The sequence below is a fragment of the [Flexibacter] sp. ATCC 35208 genome, from assembly GCF_001975825.1.
In the GTDB taxonomy this organism is placed as follows: Bacteria; Bacteroidota; Bacteroidia; order Chitinophagales; family Chitinophagaceae; genus Chitinophaga.
This window is the reverse complement of the sequence record NZ_MTKN01000102.1, coordinates 1-14,826: the sequence shown is the minus strand read 5'-3', so window position 1 is coordinate 14,826 and position 14,826 is coordinate 1. Positions and strand designations below refer to the sequence as shown.

The 14,826-nt window shown below is 36.3% G+C and carries 20 protein-coding genes and 2 pseudogenes; 1 reads left to right on the top strand and 21 read right to left on the bottom strand.

Going from position 1 to position 14,826, the window contains the following annotated elements; genetic code table 11:
* Positions 1-56: 56 nt before the first annotated feature.
* The 19 genes and pseudogenes from BW716_RS32845 to BW716_RS32765 form a co-directional block, all read right to left on the bottom strand.
* Positions 57-458, bottom strand: a complete 402-nt coding sequence (locus tag BW716_RS32845) for a hypothetical protein (RefSeq protein WP_083730294.1) — start codon at positions 456-458, stop codon at positions 57-59.
* A gap of 145 nt (positions 459-603) precedes the next feature.
* The gene (locus BW716_RS32840; protein ID WP_083730293.1) at positions 604-1,107 is read right to left on the bottom strand and encodes a hypothetical protein; all 504 of its coding nucleotides are present in this window, start codon (positions 1,105-1,107) and stop codon (positions 604-606) included.
* A gap of 679 nt (positions 1,108-1,786) precedes the next feature.
* Complete coding sequence (locus tag BW716_RS32835) at positions 1,787-2,122, bottom strand: hypothetical protein (protein WP_083730292.1); 336 nt, start codon at positions 2,120-2,122, stop codon at positions 1,787-1,789.
* A gap of 3 nt (positions 2,123-2,125) precedes the next feature.
* Entirely contained in the window at positions 2,126-2,389 is a 264-nt protein-coding gene (locus BW716_RS36505; protein WP_179091375.1) for a hypothetical protein, read from the bottom strand.
* 645 nt (positions 2,390-3,034) lie between these two features.
* A complete protein-coding gene (locus BW716_RS32830; protein WP_083730291.1) occupies positions 3,035-3,361 on the bottom strand; it encodes a hypothetical protein in 327 nt (108 codons plus the stop codon).
* 3 nt (positions 3,362-3,364) lie between these two features.
* Positions 3,365-3,688, bottom strand: a complete 324-nt coding sequence (locus tag BW716_RS32825) for a hypothetical protein (RefSeq protein ID WP_083730290.1) — start codon at positions 3,686-3,688, stop codon at positions 3,365-3,367.
* Between the two features lie 87 nt (positions 3,689-3,775).
* The gene (locus tag BW716_RS32820; RefSeq protein WP_143709173.1) at positions 3,776-4,405 is read right to left on the bottom strand and encodes a hypothetical protein; all 630 of its coding nucleotides are present in this window, start codon (positions 4,403-4,405) and stop codon (positions 3,776-3,778) included.
* A gap of 258 nt (positions 4,406-4,663) precedes the next feature.
* Positions 4,664-5,248, bottom strand: a complete 585-nt coding sequence (locus tag BW716_RS32815; RefSeq protein WP_083730288.1) for a hypothetical protein — start codon at positions 5,246-5,248, stop codon at positions 4,664-4,666.
* A gap of 1,164 nt (positions 5,249-6,412) precedes the next feature.
* Positions 6,413-6,997, bottom strand: coding sequence for a hypothetical protein (locus BW716_RS32810; protein ID WP_083730287.1), 585 nt, complete (start codon positions 6,995-6,997; stop codon positions 6,413-6,415).
* A complete protein-coding gene (locus BW716_RS32805; RefSeq protein ID WP_083730286.1) occupies positions 6,998-7,468 on the bottom strand; it encodes a hypothetical protein in 471 nt (156 codons plus the stop codon).
* Positions 7,469-7,525: 57 nt separating this feature from the next.
* Positions 7,526-7,726: pseudogene (locus BW716_RS39285) on the bottom strand (hypothetical protein); the annotation flags it as partial.
* Positions 7,727-7,772: 46 nt separating this feature from the next.
* A complete protein-coding gene (locus BW716_RS32800; RefSeq protein WP_143709172.1) occupies positions 7,773-8,393 on the bottom strand; it encodes a LamG domain-containing protein in 621 nt (206 codons plus the stop codon).
* A gap of 95 nt (positions 8,394-8,488) precedes the next feature.
* Positions 8,489-9,145: a hypothetical protein gene (locus tag BW716_RS32795; protein WP_083730284.1), complete on the bottom strand. Its 657-nt coding sequence runs from the start codon at positions 9,143-9,145 to the stop codon at positions 8,489-8,491.
* 5 nt (positions 9,146-9,150) lie between these two features.
* On the bottom strand, positions 9,151-9,864 hold the full coding sequence (locus tag BW716_RS32790) for a hypothetical protein (protein ID WP_083730283.1): 714 nt from the start codon (positions 9,862-9,864) through the stop codon (positions 9,151-9,153).
* A gap of 958 nt (positions 9,865-10,822) precedes the next feature.
* Positions 10,823-11,212, bottom strand: a complete 390-nt coding sequence (locus tag BW716_RS32785) for a hypothetical protein (protein WP_143709171.1) — start codon at positions 11,210-11,212, stop codon at positions 10,823-10,825.
* A gap of 127 nt (positions 11,213-11,339) precedes the next feature.
* Positions 11,340-11,594, bottom strand: a complete 255-nt coding sequence (locus tag BW716_RS32780) for a hypothetical protein (RefSeq protein ID WP_143709170.1) — start codon at positions 11,592-11,594, stop codon at positions 11,340-11,342.
* A gap of 211 nt (positions 11,595-11,805) precedes the next feature.
* Positions 11,806-11,988: a hypothetical protein gene (locus BW716_RS32775; protein WP_083730280.1), complete on the bottom strand. Its 183-nt coding sequence runs from the start codon at positions 11,986-11,988 to the stop codon at positions 11,806-11,808.
* A gap of 173 nt (positions 11,989-12,161) precedes the next feature.
* The gene (locus tag BW716_RS37235; RefSeq protein ID WP_179091374.1) at positions 12,162-12,323 is read right to left on the bottom strand and encodes a hypothetical protein; all 162 of its coding nucleotides are present in this window, start codon (positions 12,321-12,323) and stop codon (positions 12,162-12,164) included.
* A gap of 134 nt (positions 12,324-12,457) precedes the next feature.
* Entirely contained in the window at positions 12,458-12,676 is a 219-nt protein-coding gene (locus tag BW716_RS32765) for a hypothetical protein (RefSeq protein ID WP_083730278.1), read from the bottom strand.
* Here BW716_RS32765 and BW716_RS38290 point away from each other — a divergent pair.
* Positions 12,631-12,801: pseudogene (locus tag BW716_RS38290) on the top strand (IS1595 family transposase); the annotation flags it as partial. The gene BW716_RS32765 and the pseudogene BW716_RS38290 overlap by 46 nt on opposite strands.
* A 214-nt stretch (positions 12,802-13,015) precedes the next feature.
* On the opposite strand, the gene BW716_RS32760 reads toward BW716_RS38290, so the two are convergent.
* Both BW716_RS32760 and BW716_RS32755 read right to left on the bottom strand, forming a co-directional pair.
* Positions 13,016-13,342 (bottom strand): hypothetical protein, encoded by a 327-nt coding sequence (locus tag BW716_RS32760; protein ID WP_083730277.1) that lies wholly within the window; start codon positions 13,340-13,342, stop codon positions 13,016-13,018.
* A 13-nt stretch (positions 13,343-13,355) separates the two neighbouring features.
* Positions 13,356-14,810: an RHS repeat-associated core domain-containing protein gene (locus BW716_RS32755; protein WP_083730276.1), complete on the bottom strand. Its 1,455-nt coding sequence runs from the start codon at positions 14,808-14,810 to the stop codon at positions 13,356-13,358.
* Between the last annotated feature and the right edge of the window lie 16 nt (positions 14,811-14,826).

The window sequence follows — 14,826 nt, the reverse complement described above, 5'->3', positions numbered from 1 at the left end:
CCCTAACATTGGTAATCAAATTACCATTTATTCAAGTGGCATTCATTAATATTCTTCTAAAATGAACCATCCGAAATTTTAAACATGCTCTTAATCATTTCAAGTCTTCTAGTTTGTTCTGCCAGGGCATTAGGTGAACGCTGTGAAGCTTCTACGCCTGGAGCATTTGATACGATCCTCTCAGCCAGTTCCTTATAAATATTTAATATTGATTCTTTGGGTATATCTTTTCCGTTAGATCTAAACGCACCCAAAAATACCTCCGGCGAAGACATAAATATCTCTGATCCTGTCAGGCTAGCTCCACTCTTCTCTCCTACCTCTATCACTCTCCCCTGTGCATCATACTTTGTATAACTATACCTTCCTGTAGCACCACCATTCACAGGCGCCACCTGCTCCGCATTCTGCGACGTCACCAACCTCCCTAACCTGTCATCTCTTCCGGCAACTTCCACAATTACTGTAAACGACTAGACAATAAAAAAAGAGAAGCCGCCTCATTTACTTAGAAGACGGCTTCTTTCTGCTTTTTATAGGATGCATATTTTTTCTATTGTAACATACTGTCAGATTAAATTGGAGCTATTACATTTAATACAATTATTGAAGCTTAAAGCTACTTTCGTAAAATTTAAAATATTGAGGATTTATTAAAACCCTTTTACACTGACTTAGTACTATATCCCGGTCTTCCTGACTATAAATATGTCCCAAAAAACCTCTAATATCATAATTAGATAACACTCCATATATTTCTAAATATTCAGACAATGATCCAGCTAACGAATATAGTATTATATCATCTTCGGAAATAAACTTCACCTCTCCTGTTACCTTATCAATACAAATAGAATCTGAATCACGAAATCCAATTTTAAAGAAATCATCAGTTTCAGTAATTACATTACTAAAACAAAGGTCAAAAGCGCCGACCTTAGACATGTCCAGATATTCAAATAAATCATATAATAAATTACTGGTTTCAAAAGGGATTTGCTTACGTTCTCGCGGTAAATAAATTTCATAAATCCATTCTTTCCCTTGCGGTAAAAGATATTTATTCACAATATTCTTTTGTTGAATAAAAAATTCCAATACGTTCATGATTTTATAATAAAATGCTTGTGGATACTTTTTTTATTCTGATAATCAGTTGTTACAGTGACATCTCCATATATATCTACCAAATCGTTTCCGCCATTTGTAAAATGTAGCAGGGAATATTTGAAAGGCAGTGGTAAACTCCTTCACACTAATATTACCTGCCCGGGTAAATTGTTCAAGAGCTGAAATGATCTACTGTTAACTGAAATGATAGCGACCTGTCACGGAATTTTTTTTTCGTTTCATGTTTGCTATTATTTCGAACGCAAAGTTAAATTCTAATCATTATCGTTGGGGAATGCTCCGCGTCGTATGCTTACGTAAAAGTTGAGTTAATGGACATGACAAAAACAGCCGCATTTCTTTAGTAATCCAGAGATCACAATTCTGACATAATCTGAGTTCACGGCTCCTGAGTTAAATACTCATATCTTGAATTGTAAAGGTTGGTTAAGAGGAATTCATCATCGTTGTTCTAAAATTATATGCAAGCATACTTAAATGAATTTCACTTCCGATTTTAATCATATGGGTAGTATCATGCATAAACTTTTAATGAGGATGGTTGCAGCTGCTCATTGCCTTTTTCCCATTTTAGTCGCGTTAAAAGACATTTTTAATTATACACATCACTTTTCCCCAGAATCTTGCTAATAAAAACTTACCGGACTATTGATATCTAAAAAATAAAAATAATACCAGATTTTTTCTGATTAGCATATTTAGCTAGTGCCACCAACTCGTTCTTTAAGCTAATGTCAAAAATATTAAACGATGCACCTTCAATAATTTCTTTAAGAATTGACAACTCATTATCATCTACTATTATCGTCGTTTCAAAATCGTCAATTAACTTTCCAGTTTTCTTATTGAATGTACTAACAATATCAGACTCCCAAAATGACTTAAAACTTTTTTCATCCAACTCCATTTGTCTGCCTGTAATCTCATAATTGACATCGTTAATAAAAACAATCACTTCCTTTTTACTATCAGGCGCTAAAATGATTCTCATTTGTTAATAATTAAAATGTGCTTGTTCAGTATACTCACCGTGAGTATTTCCAGAAGCTCTCACATCAACAACCTTATTATTCGGAACATTTCCATTTAAATCAGTATAACTTCTTTTTCCAGAAATATTAGTATCAAGAACTCGGCAATATTTGTTAGAAGGATCTTGTATAACCTGCATTGGAAAAATAACTTTCCTGTTCATTGGGAATATAATATTCAATTCCAGATTCATTTGCCTCCTTAAACTCAAATAAGCTCTTTGCATAGGCTTTAAAGTCGGACAATTCAAACGTTGAATCTGTTATTATAATCGCATCCTTCATGATTTTTATTTATTTTCCAGGAGTTATATACTCAATTAAGTCTTTAATGTTTCTGAACGCCATAATATTATTTGCTTTCATACTTTTTTCAACAGCTCCATCATAATAAGTCCTCGTGATCTGCGCATCATTCGTTTTCAGCTAGATTCAATACATCTCCAAAAGCAAGATTGCAAGCATTGTAAGAAAGTAAACAACTAAATTGTCTACCACCCATAGCTTCATTCTGTCTTGGACTCTCAAATTGTACACCCTTAATTAAATAAATTATATCTCCTTTTATTAATCTCATATTAACCATCGGAACAACAGAATTGGGGAAATTCAAAACTGCAATTAAAAATGTCTCGCCTTTACCGCACCCTGGCCGGCATGCCTTACAAGCGCACCTGATGCGGTGTGTAATAAAGATACATCAGGATGTCCCGGCAGGTGCCATAAAGGTGATATGCCATCTTTGACACGAGCCTTCAGATATTTCCCTATACCAATGGGAGTAGCTACCCGATGACTAGGCCGTATATTTTAAAAAACAACTTAGGTATACTTCTACCCAATTCGCGTTTATTAAAAAAGAAAAAATTGACCTATAATTGGTGAGGTAAATTCCAAAAATAATCTAAATCAACTTTATAGGTTTCACTTGTAAGTACCTTCCCATTATATAACTCGCGAACAATAAATTTCTTTTCCCAAAGAAAAACCAAAACTTGAAACAATTCTTCCTTAATCTTAAATAAATTATCCAATTCCTTACCACTAACAGTTATCCCTACCCCATCAAAACTTTGCAAATTTGAGGATACTACAGGAAAAATGTTTACAAAACGTCTTGGCATTTCACTAATAGACCTTAAAATTTCATAAAAATCAGCCGTATCATCAATGCTTGCTATAATATTGAACATTGCCATATACTAAGATTTAAATACGATAAAAAACCTGACTTTGCCTATCAATAGATATAAAGATTCTATTAATCTCTTCTCAAATTTTTTAAAATCAACTTTAGTTTCATTTTGCCCCCTAACATCAAACAGCACAGTAACCAACGTACCTTTAGGTATATCCTTAAAGGCCCATAAAACCTGGCTCAATGTGTAACGAAATATATCTTCTAAATCATTTTGTAAGAATGAAAAATTTAAAATTATTGTCGCATTCCTGTTTTTAATATTATAATAATCCAAATACGGAAAGCCCCAATCTAATGAATATATATTTAAAAATTCTGCATTCATATTTAATTAGTTTTAAATTCGATTGTAACGCCTGGCGTTCTGGTTTGAGTTAGAACCTGGCTTTTAAAGGCCATCTGTTGAATTTTACTAACAAATTGACCACGAATATCTATAATAATACGTTGTGTATTGCATGGCCGCTACTCCCTGCTGGTAACCAAAACCGCTAACATAACCCTGTGCTCCAGGGTCCATAAACACGGGCAACTGTATCTCATCCGCCAGTAAGTAACGACAATTGTTACAGCTATTCTGCAGACTCGTAAGTTCTGCCTCTGTCAGCGTCATCGCAGCACCAAACTTATTTACAAGGAACTGATAAAATCCGCCCGCTGCGTTATTATATTCCTGCGTCAGTGCTGCCAGTCTTGCACAGATACTACTATCTGTCTTTTGAACAGAGACATTCGTCGCCTGTAACTTTACATTGTATGGATAAGGTGCATCCAGTAACCACGGGTTACAAAGCATATCCAGCGAAGTAATACCCAATCCCCCTTTGATCGCCTCTTTAAAGGATACATAACCGCCCGAAGGCACCGATCCGGGTAAAGTACTCGCTCCATTCAGATGATCCACATCACCACCCGCCTTACATACCTGCAATAATTTTGTACGCAGCAAATCCGCCTTTGCAGCATAAGCTGCATTGCTGTTTAAACAACCCGCCAACTGTTGCATCCAGTAATCTGCCTGGGCTTCACAATTTTCACTCACAGACTGCGTAACTGCCGCTGATACCTGCGCCGCTAATGCGGTCGTATCTGTTGATAATCCTGCTGTACTGTAAGAAACACTGTTGATACGGGAAACTTTATATTTTAAGGCAGCCGCACAATTGTTTGTGACAGGTGTAGTAGGGTTGGGATTACTACAGGCGGAACTGGTTTATAAAAATAGACCAGACATACTCATTCGAGCAATACTATATATTCCTGAAACTGCATATCTTAACCGAGTATGGCTTAAAGATGCCTACAATTTAAAGGGTAATTCTATAAGAGTACTTTCTGGCTCACGATGAGTAGGAAAAACGAATCTATAATAGTCAGCATATTCATTTCCTCCAACTGCTGCAATAACTTTCTCCTTGAACATCTTATTAACCCCAAAATCATTTGTTATTTCATTAGGTATTATCGTATATTCCAAGTAAATCCTAAGATAACTAAGGAATCCAATCTCACTATCAGCTATATAGGTATACTCACCCTCAATATCATCAAACAAAATCACTTTGCGGTTAACCAAATCAACACCAATATCAAAATTATAACTATCATCACTTCCAAACAATACAAACCGTTCCTCCACATACAATGGCATTATAAATCGAAAATGGGGTAATACCTGAATTACATCCACTAAGTTGCTATTTCCCAATAGTTCGACAAATATTCCTTTAGTATCATTTCTTTCCATTTCCTCCATCTTATACTTAACTAAAATTTCACCAAAATCGCTTTCATCAGGCACAAGCGAATCATATATTGCCCTTACCTGGGAAAATACTGCATACTGATAAATAGAAATAAACTCTTTTATAGCTAAAACATCCATCTATTGTAATTTATTTGTAAATGTGTTGTGTGCTTTGTTAGCAGGTGCTTCCTCTGGTTTCACCATTTCTATGACATTTACTGGCATAAATCCCTTTGAGCCATTTTGCTGGAAAAAGATTACAGCATGCGTCACCTTCTTGTTGATTTTTGCGGACGCTGTTGAAGCATCCTGATAAAATGCTTTATGGGTGGGATTTGTTCAATCCATACATCGTCAACTTCTGGCGCCTTTCCATTAGCAATCCATACCAAATTTCTTGGGCTATTACAGGCATTAAAACATTTTGATCGGTAAGTTTCCTTTGATTTCCACCCTTTTTCATAATAGTGGTTTAAAAAGTGAGACAATAATATAAATACGCCTTTGGGCAGAATGGCTAAAGACTATATATACTCACATGCGGAATGTTGATGGGACAAACCCCAACTCACCAATATATTTGCGTCTCATCCCACAGCCATGCTAAACGCCGGGCTTAATACACCAGGTTAAAAACGGCTTACTACGGGGCGTAATACAAAGTTATAAAGAAATATCTTCACCCTAGGTAAAAGGAGCTAAAAACGGCATTGAATAATAATCTGGAACATGATTGTTAAATCTGAATCCTATATACCTTTATTGTTAAAGAAAAATCCTATTGTAAAAGATGGATTTCTAAAACCGTTACTTATTGAGTTGGCTGTCTCTCACATTACCAAGATGTATTTTAAAGATCCATAGCTCTATAAAGATGTTATTCATCTTGTCCATTAAAATTCAGGATGGTTAATTATCTTCTTATAATTTTCATTTAAAAAAACAAAAGCCCAAGCTTCAAAAATTTGATAGTAATGTAAAAATAGTTCCAATACCAACATTATATATTTATGGCTTCGATGGACAGTTTCATGATAATTTGTAACTATGAAAGTTCGTGTGTTAGGGTCATTAAATATTATTGGTTCATCTCTATTGAATCTTCCTCTGCGAAATGCCATTCAATTCTTAACCCTTTTGCCGCAGCTACTTGTCTTTCTGCCTGCTCCAATAGTTTCGTTTGTGCCCAACCTTTTTCAAACAAGAAAGCATACTTCCCTTTTGCATCAAGTGCTCACTCCAATGGAAAGATTGATATCATCACCCGCCTTACAGACTGTGGTAATTTGGAACGAAGCAATGCTACAATTTAAAAGGGAACTTTATTGAACTCGTTTCAGGATGATCATCATTTTGAAATACAAATCTGTAATAATCAGCATATTCATTACCTCCAACTGCCGTAACCACACTCTCCCTAAACATCAAGCCAACTCCATACTTATTTTTTATTTCATTTGGCATAATCCTATATTCCAGATAAATCCGAAGATAACTAAGAAATCCGCTCTCACTATCAGCAATGTAGGTATACAACTTGTCCATATCATCGAACAAAATTACTTTTCGGCTAACCAAATCAAAACCAATATCCAAATTATAATTACTATCGCGACCAAACAATACAAACCTGTCCTCTACATAAAATGGTTGCTCAAAGCTAAATTGTGGTAACACCTGAATTACCTCTACTAAATTGCTATTTTCCAACAGTTGGACAAACATTCCTTTAGTATCATTTCTTTCCATTCCCTCCATCTTATACTTAACTAAAATTTCACCAAAATCGCTTTCATCAGGCACAAGCGAATCAAATATTGCTCGTACCTGATAAAATACTGCATACTGATAAATACTAATAAACTCCTTTAATTCTAATGCATCCATCTATTGTAATTTATTTGTAAATGTGTTGTGTACTTTGTTTGTCGGCATTTCCTCCGGTTTTATCATTTCGATAACGTTTACCGGAGTAAACCCTTTTGATCCATTTTGCTGGAAAAATATTACTGCATGAGTCACTGTCTTATTGAGTCTTGCGGACGCCTGCGCGGCATCCTGATAGTAGGCATTCCACCCTCCTACCACAAATGTCCCTGGACCAGCTTGTGAGAGGTTGAAAAACTGAAAATTTGCCATCTCATTTTCCGATGCGTAATAAATTCCGACAGTTCCTGGACGCATAGATCCAGTTCTGGAATTATTACCACGAGCGAAACGAACCACTTGTTGATAATCCTTCTGACCAAGTCCGACCTCCACCATCATCAACTCATCTTCATGCCATTTAGCATCAGTAAAATCACCTACCAATAAAGGATCTTGACCGTATGTTTGCTGGTAAACTGTTAGCATCATGCCTAAAATACTTACTGCTCCTCCAAACTTATGCCAAAGAGAAGTAAAGCCTTTCCCTCAATGTAATTGTTGTGGTAACGCAAGCCCTACTTTGTTTTCCTGATTTAGATGGTGTATGTCCAACGTTTGTCCCTTAAAAGCTTCGAATGCTGGAAACTGCCTTACAAATTCGGCATCAGCTTTAGGTGAGAAACCATTATCCATAGCATATTTGTTTGAATTACTCCAAGTGATTGATGGGTTATTATTACGTATCTGATCCCAGCACCATGGAGCATTCTCTTTTAATTAGTCGATTTAATCCCTATACCCTTAGACCACCATAGTAGCTACTTACCCCCGCATCCGGCGTACGCTGTTGCGTTATTCCATTCAACGACTGATAACCATATGACGTCGCCAGCGTATGGGAAGGATACACAGATGTAAACTGCATCTCCACCGTACTCCCCGCTGCTCCACCAGTAGGTAGATTATACCGCCCCCAATAACTCAATGCTCCATTCAACACTGAATCATACGCCGGACTTAACCCCAGACAAAGTACCGCCGCATTCGCCGCTATCTCCGCCCCCGACAATAGCCTGTTGTATAACCGAAAATGTTTTAGCGTACTCAAATTCTCAGGATAGATAACCCCCGACACTGTATTCGTCAACGTCCACCCACAACCACCTGCCGGGGCCCCTGCACTCAATGGACACAATACCCCATTCACATACACCGCCAGGTCTCCACTGTTCAAACCCTGACCCTGCAATACCACATGGGTCCACTGCCGTAACGGTAATATCGCCTGCAGATCTGCCACCAAATGCTTTGATATAGCAAAATCTATAGTCGCACCATCCACCGCCGGTGCCATCGTATAAATGGACATATACAAATAACGACCACTGATACAGGTATTAAACAGGTATTTCAAAGAGAAGGGCCGACCTTTTTGGTCAGCCCCTCTTCTTTATCTCGCAGCTTGTTTGATGACAAAGACGATAAGTACTCTTCCCGTGAAAAACTTTTCTATTGGCTTATGACTTTTTTCCAATAGTTACTTAACTGTGGTATATGTTCCAGAACTATAACAATTCTTCCATCCTTATCGTCAGTAGCTTCAAATCCTATAAGTCTGCCATTGAAGGTGTCTTCAAGGTTAGGGATTATGTGTACGACCTTACTATTTACATCGGAAAGAACAACGGTTATACGGGCACCTTTCAACGAACTATTTGAATTGCCTACATACCTGATTACTTTGCATGGTTTGTGGTTAATAGTTGTATCAGTTGCTGTGTACTTTTCACCATTGTAAAGCTTACGTCTGAAATTAAGCCCCATTTTGGGGGCGGTGAATGGAAGATCTGCTTCTTTTTTATAGACTAAATCTTTTCCAATATCTTGAAATTGATGTTTGTCAAAATTGATTCGGTAGTATGTTTCAAGGCTATAAGAAGTTGTCACTCGATTGTCGACAATAAGATCTTCACTTTTCATTACCTTTTCAATACCTATTCTGTTATAAACAAATATCGAATCTCTAAGTAATACACTCATCTTACCAGTAACAGTGTGTTTGTTCCATACTGTATAAACAAATACACCATTATCGGCCTTCTGTTGTCCCTTGGCTAACAAAGGAAAGAACAAGATTAAGGATAAGAATAATTGAATAGTATTCATAGAAATTAATAAAATACTGAATTACGACCATTTGACACAATCACAGCGCCAGCATTGAAAATTCTGGTTCCTATACCTTGTACGTCAAAGATAGCGCCTGAGAGAACTCCTTGTACAGTCGAATAAGCTGTATAACTACCTTTATATTGGTCACATGCAATTTCGGTCCAACTTGTGCCGACTGAAATTCCTACGATATGTGACCCTGCATGCGTCAGGGCATTAAATGCATATCTTATAGATAAGTCCACAGTTGGCCCGCCATCACTGAGTTCACATCTTTCTGTTGCCATAATAATATAAGTAGATATAGAACTTGACAATACTGTCCAATTATAAAGCATTGAAAATCCATAAGGGCCGGGGCCGGTTGTGTAAAATGCATCCGGATCATCATTAGGATTAGCAAGAGGCTGCATGCTTCCTGCTATGTCATAGGCAGTTGGTCCAGTTTCATCGGCAATTTTACTATTTTCATTTGTTTCAGTCGCTGGATAAATTTGATCATATAATATCTTTCTATCTTCAGCAGAGGCTGTATCCAGGAAATTTACAATACTCACCAAACTTTCCCTTGTTGGATCGGCAATGTCGAAATTCTTAGCAAGAGTGGCAATGGTAGACGAATTGAAGGTTTGTGGGGCAGGATTGCTGGCATCCTTTTTACATGCTGCAAATGTTGCCATAACAAATGCAAATGCCAGGTACTTTTTCTTCATAATTAATAGTATTTAGGTTAATATAAAACTCATGAGTCTGGGTCTTAAAGATTTCATAGCGGGTAAACGTATCGATCTTAAGATGTTGGGTATATGTTGTCCTACTAGTAAAGAACTAAAGGGTGCATTTGTGCCCCACGTCAACGAACGTTATTTTAAAGAAAACGAACTATTTAATTAAAAATTTAATGATTTGCCGTACGGAAAAAGGATTCGAGGGATTTTTATTTGAATCTCTCTCATGCTGTACAATATGCCTTTTTAAGGCATTGGGCATTCCAAAGTATAGAAGGTGAAGAATATTCAATATTCAGTGTCTAATACGGTGATATTGGGCCAGTTAAAACGGTTGATCTTCCCATACACCGTCCACTTAATAATAACTATACTATCCCAGACATTGGTAACCAAGTTATTAGCCCCATCCTCCGCCGGTGCCATCGTATAAATAGACATATACAAATACCGCCTACTGATCCAAGTATTAAACAGGTACTTATTCCCCTTGTAGTATCAAGTACCTGAGCTACCGGGGATAGTAAAAGGTAAAGATGGGATGGATTTGACTGTGGGTTTAATACACAGAATTATAAAGTTATTGCTATAGTGTAATATTCATCAACGGGAGAGATCAGAGTGCTGTAAAAGTTGAGATAACGGACATAACAAAAACATCAGCATCTCTGTAGTAATAATCTTTGAGAAATCAAATTTAAATTTTCTAGAGGCAGGGGGCCAAAATCCTATCGCAATTCCGTGATCTATGTGGACATTTAATTCTAAATATCCATTATTTATTTGATCAATAACCTGTTGTATAACCGAAAATGCTTCAGCGTACTCAAATTCTCAGGATAGATAAACCCTGACCCAGTATTCGTCAACGTCCAGCCGCAACCTATATTTCCTTTGCATTCTTTGAGTTATGAAGCCACACCGAAATTATTCTCAATATACCTTATTCAAAACCTCTTGTAAACTCTTCATATGAATTAAGGTTTAAAAACTCTTCCTTTCGCATAAGTGTTCCGTGGTCATTATCAATGATAATTTTTCTTTCCGGAGGAATAGCTGCTACTATGCTTTTCAAATAACTGAATTCATAAAAAAGGCAGGCAAAAATATTGAACGTAATAAACTCAGATATGATAAGATCCTGTTCATTATTTTCCATTAAATTAAAAATGGTATTGTTCTTTGATATGGAAAAGTAACTTTCCTGTTCATAAGGAATATAATATTCAACTTCAGATTCATTTGCTTCCTTAAACTCAAATAAGCTCTTTGCATAGACCTTAAATTCGGATAATTCAAACGTTGAATCTGTTATTATAATCGCATCCTTCATAATTTTCATTCATTTTCCAGGAGTTATATACTCAATTAAGTCTTTAATGTTTCTGAACACCATAATATTATTTGCTTTCATATTTTTTTCAACAGCTCCATCATAATAAGTCCTCGTGATCTGCACATCATTCGTCATCAGCTAGATTCAATACATCTCCAAAAGCAAGATTGCAAGCATTGTCAGAAAGTAAACAACTAAATTGTCTACCACCCATAGCTTCATTCTGTCTTGGACTTTCAAATTGTACACCATTAATTAAATAAATTATATCTCCTTTTATTAATCTCATATTAACCCTCGGAACAACAGAATTGGGGAAATTCAAAACTACAATTAGACCAAGGCTTGTTTGAAAAACCTTCGAAACAATAACTTCCATAACTTTAATCACTTTTTTTAGCTTCTTTTAATATATTATAATGTTTCTGCCAAGTCTCCTTGGCCTTTTGTACTTCAGCCATTTCTGATGCAGACCACCCCTCTTTCTTACCAATTTTAAGCAAATGGTCTTGAGCTTCAATTTCTAATCGAGCTTTGTTTAAGTGAGAGCGGATTTCTTAGTTATCTTCGGATTTATCTGGAATATAGGATTATACCAAATGAAATAAAAAATAAGAATGGAGTTGGTTCGATGTTTCCTCCATCTTATACTTAACTAAAATTTCACCAAAATCGCTTTCATCAGGCACAAGCGAATCAAATATTGCTCGTACCTGATAAAATACTGCATACTGATAAATACTAATAAACTCCTTTAATTCTAATGCATCCATTTATTGTAATTTATTTGTAATGTGTTGTGTACTTTGTTTTTGGGAGTTGCCTCGGGTTTTATCATTTCGATAACGTTTACCGGTGTAAATTCCTTTGATCCATTTTGCTGGGAAAATATTAAAGCCTTTCCTTCAATGTAATTGTTGTGGTAATTCAATGCCTATGATCACTTTTACAACTTAAAGGGCAACACTATAAGAGTATTTTCTTTATCTGCCTGAGTAGGAAAAACGAATCTATAATAATCAGCATATTCAACGCCTCCAACTGCGATAACAGCCCTTTCTCTGAACATCATTTTAACCTTATCGTCAAATTTTATTTCATTTGGCATAAGTCTATATTCAAGATAGATTCGGAGATAATTTAGAAATCCGACTTCGCTATCAGCAATGTAGGTACACTCACCCTCCATATCATCTCCTTTGTGGATTCTAAAATTTTCTCTTATAAATTTATATGCCGTAGTTAGTCCTCTGGTAATACACCCTTAATACCTGCTACCGTCTGCACCTGCTTTATCTTATCATCCCACTGATACGCCGTACTGTTATCATAACAAAACCGCAATAACATCGTCAGCGTAAAATGCGCATCATAAGAATATCCCCAATAATAAATATCTAGAATTTTAAAGGTTGCTAAGAGGAATTCATCATCGTTGTTCTGAAAATTATATGCAAGCATCCTTAAATGAATTTCACTTCCGATTTAATAGAAGAAATCATATGGGTAGTATCATGCATAAACTTTTAATGGGGATAGTTGCAGCTGCTCCTTTATTTATGACATTACGAGATGTAAATGGGTAATTCTTAATTTGGGAGTATATTTTTTTTGTTTAAACTACTTCCCATTGTTTGAAACCCTGCCAGGATGGGGAAGGGGAAAATGGCTCGGCAGCAGCGCCTTCCCCGGTTTTTGTACCTACTATGATAAGTCACCATAATAGGCCATTAACACAGGAAATTTTACAGTCTCATTAATTTAAATAGGAAGAAACATTTTCATTTCCCGACATATTGTTTAATATTTAAGGGAAAGATCAATTAATTTAAACTTCATATCTTCCTGCTCCTTTACCAATAATTGTACAAGATCTGCTGCTTCCCATTCGACTTTAGTAGCGAGAAATAATATAAATTTTTCTAAATCCAGATTATTATAAGCGCCGATTAAAATACAACATTCTAATCTTCTGGTTCCTCCATACCACACATTAGGTAATCTTTCATCATTCACTGATACAATATTAAAGCCTAACTCCTGATCAAAAAGCTTTATTTGTTCAATTACTAATTGTTCATCCTCAAGTGTACTAAATGTGATAATTAGATTTGTTACCTTACTCATATTATATATTTAATTATTTCCCTTTTACCTCACCTACAAAATCAAATTCCTTTCCAACAACTCTAAAACTTGTAGTATTCTTTAATTTTCCTTTTAAGTCAGCTAATGTAGCCTCTGCCACCTCCCTTGTAAATCCTTTCTGACTAGTACCATCGATTATTACTGATCTGGCCTGACCTGCAGCATCCTTAAACTTATTCACCAAATTCCTTAACATATTAGGGCCTTCAGTCATGTTTGAAAGTACTTTAATTTCTGTCTCAATCCCATTGACCATAATATCAGCATTTCTGACACTTTTAGTTGCCGTCTGTTCTACGTCTTTCCATAAAATTACATTCTTTCCTTCATCTAATAACTTTTGTGCCCAAAACCATTCTGATTTATTTGAGAATACGGCTCCTTCCATCGCTAAAAAATGTATTGTTTCTCCTGACTTATTCTTTAATGCCCAATTAATAGTCTGACCAAGTTTTCCTCCATATCCAGGGAACTCTACATAAGTCCCAGGATCTGGGTTCAATAAATTGAAAACAAAGCCAGCGGCAGTAGAAATTGTTAACTGATTAGTTGGTACAGACAGCCACGTCAATCCACTGATCCATGAATAAATCCCAATTCCTGTACCATATGCAACACCCGCTCCTGCAGCCAAAAATCCTCCCACAGTAGTAGCTCCTATCTTATTACCCCTATTATAATAATCTTCAGCTTCCTTCTTTCCCATACGTGCCATATTTCTACGTATGACCTGTTGAGGATAAATATATTCTGAAAACTCTAAGCCATCCTGATCAATTCCTTCAATAGGTCTGTTACTTGCAAACTGATAGGGTGTCAACTCGGGATATTTTTTGGTAATTGGATCCACACTTAAAAACCTCCCCGCCCTCGGATCATAAACCCGCATCCCATAATCCTGCTCATTTCCCTCACCACTCACTTCATTGTCATTTTCCTTACCATTAAACCCATATCTATACCTACTCAAACTATACTTTCTATCCATTTGCAACATTCCAAATGGATAATAATCCTGGGCACTCAGCACTTCCGTGACATAGTGGTCCCCGTCCGCAATTGCCTTATCACTTATCGTAGCAATTACATTTCCGAGATGATTAGTTAACTCGTATCGTTTTATTCCTAGTTTATTCCAGATTGAATCTACTTCACCGCCTAAAAGTACTCCTGGTTCCCATATTCCTAAACGAGTGCTTCCATACAAATACAACTCCTTCAAGAATTTATTACTTTCACCATTTTGATTTCCATAAACAGCTAAGGTATTTCCCTGGGCATCACGCACATACCACGTCTTATCAGTCACTCCGCCATGCGTATATCCCTTATACACCCTATTCCCGCCCGCATCATACCTATATTCCAAAGAACTCCCATCCGCTTTAGTTATACTACTAATTTTCCCATAAATAGTCCATTTTATATTAGTAATACTATCCCTCAATAGTTAGGTAGTTTTA

Coding starts and splice junctions, on each gene's coding strand:
- BW716_RS32760 (WP_083730277.1), bottom strand. CDS start 13,342: ATGAGTAAGGTAACAAATCTAATTATCACATTTAGTACACTTGAGGAT.
- BW716_RS32825 (WP_083730290.1), bottom strand. CDS start 3,688: ATGAATGCAGAATTTTTAAATATATATTCATTAGATTGGGGCTTTCCG.
- BW716_RS32785 (WP_143709171.1), bottom strand. CDS start 11,212: ATGAAGGATGCGATTATAATAACAGATTCAACGTTTGAATTATCCGAA.
- BW716_RS32790 (WP_083730283.1), bottom strand. CDS start 9,864: ATGAAGAAAAAGTACCTGGCATTTGCATTTGTTATGGCAACATTTGCA.
- BW716_RS32810 (WP_083730287.1), bottom strand. CDS start 6,997: ATGGATGCATTAGAATTAAAGGAGTTTATTAGTATTTATCAGTATGCA.
- BW716_RS32840 (WP_083730293.1), bottom strand. CDS start 1,107: ATGAACGTATTGGAATTTTTTATTCAACAAAAGAATATTGTGAATAAA.
- BW716_RS32765 (WP_083730278.1), bottom strand. CDS start 12,676: ATGCTTGCATATAATTTTCAGAACAACGATGATGAATTCCTCTTAGCA.
- BW716_RS36505 (WP_179091375.1), bottom strand. CDS start 2,389: ATGCAAAGAGCTTATTTGAGTTTAAGGAGGCAAATGAATCTGGAATTG.
- BW716_RS32795 (WP_083730284.1), bottom strand. CDS start 9,145: ATGAATACTATTCAATTATTCTTATCCTTAATCTTGTTCTTTCCTTTG.
- BW716_RS32830 (WP_083730291.1), bottom strand. CDS start 3,361: ATGGCAATGTTCAATATTATAGCAAGCATTGATGATACGGCTGATTTT.
- BW716_RS32775 (WP_083730280.1), bottom strand. CDS start 11,988: ATGGATGCATTAGAATTAAAGGAGTTTATTAGTATTTATCAGTATGCA.
- BW716_RS32815 (WP_083730288.1), bottom strand. CDS start 5,248: ATGGATGTTTTAGCTATAAAAGAGTTTATTTCTATTTATCAGTATGCA.
- BW716_RS32835 (WP_083730292.1), bottom strand. CDS start 2,122: ATGAGAATCATTTTAGCGCCTGATAGTAAAAAGGAAGTGATTGTTTTT.
- BW716_RS32780 (WP_143709170.1), bottom strand. CDS start 11,594: ATGGAAGTTATTGTTTCGAAGGTTTTTCAAACAAGCCTTGGTCTAATT.
- BW716_RS32805 (WP_083730286.1), bottom strand. CDS start 7,468: ATGATGCTAACAGTTTACCAGCAAACATACGGTCAAGATCCTTTATTG.
- BW716_RS37235 (WP_179091374.1), bottom strand. CDS start 12,323: ATGCCAAATGAAATAAAATTTGACGATAAGGTTAAAATGATGTTCAGA.